1 protein-coding gene is annotated in these 1,321 nt (G+C 44.1%); it reads left to right on the forward strand.

The annotated features are described in order from the left end of the window. Positions 1–855: 855 nt before the first annotated feature. Positions 856–1,321, forward strand: a 466-nt coding sequence (locus tag INF28_RS12735; protein ID WP_226393825.1) for an AAA family ATPase, incomplete at its 3' end; no start/stop codon positions are given.

The raw sequence follows: 1,321 nt of genomic DNA on the forward strand, positions 1-1,321 counted from the left end.
AGTGGTCAGTGTAGGGATCTCCTCTTGTCCGCTTCCTGGCTCACTCAGTCGCTACGCTCCTGCCGTTCGGCTGCGGCGAGCGGCAGGAGCATGCGTAGAAACGCTCGAGAAAACCGAGTAATCGCATGGAGGAAAGAAGGAAAGGCCGCACAGCGGCCGTTTTTCCATAGGCTCCGCCCCCCTGACGAGCATCACGGAATCTGACGCTCAAATCAGTGGTGGCGAAACCCGACAGGACTATAAAGATACCAGGCGTTTCCCCCTGATGGCTCCCTCGTGCGCTCTCCTGTTCCTGCCTTTCGGTTTACCGGTGTCATTCCGCTGTTATGGCCGCGTTTGTCTCATTCCACGCCTGACACTCAGTTCCGGGTAGGCAGTTCGCTCCAAGCTGGACTGTATGCACGAACCCCCCGTTCAGTCCGACTGCTGCGCCTAATCCGGTAACTATCGTCTTGAGTCCAACCCGGAAAGACACGACAAAGCGCCACTGGCAGCAGCCACTGGTAACTGATTTAGGGAGTTAGTCTTGAAGTTATACGCCAGTTAAAGCTAAACTAAACGAACAGTTTTGGTGACTGCGCTCCCTTTAAGCCAGTTACCTCGGTTCATAGAGCGCCAACTCTACTGAACCTTTCGAAAAAACCGCCCGCCAAGGCGGTTTTTTTCGTTCACAGCCGGAAGCTTACGGCTGCTGCCAGATAATCTCAAGAAGAAAGTAAAAAAAATCGATTAAAACACAAGCAATCAAAGTTAATCTTTGACATAAAGTCTAGCTAATCACAATGAAAGCTGTACATTTTATTAAGGTACTAACAAATCGTATGGCATATAACAAAAACACGAACAGAGGCTATCATGATAAAGGAAATAAGTTTAAAGAACTTCAAATGCTTCAATGAGCTATATCTAAAGCAATTAAAGACTTTAAATATCATAGCTGGGAAAAACAACTACGGGAAAACATCTATACTGGATGCTATTTTTTGTTTTTATGATGTAAAAAACCCGGCTGTTTTGTTAAACATTCAAGCATTCAGAAAAGAAATGGCAGAAATAAACAAAAACAAGCCATTTTGGGTTAGTTACTTTCATGATATGGACACATCACAAAAGATGTCCATAGTCATTCGAGATGAACGCTCTGAAGTAACACAAACATATGAAACAGAAACAAATCAGAGATTAGAATCAAGTTTGTCTCTAAACGTTGACACCGTACTATCTAACCAAAACATACCTCGTCAAACTATCGGTTCTCAGGCCACAGTAAACTCTTTAAAAATAAATGTGACCGAGACAAAAAAAAAAAAAAACAGGGTTT

Origin of the sequence: Ructibacterium gallinarum (assembly GCF_014982785.1) — a bacterium.
Classification (GTDB): Bacteria; Bacillota; Clostridia; order Monoglobales; family Monoglobaceae; genus Ructibacterium; species Ructibacterium gallinarum.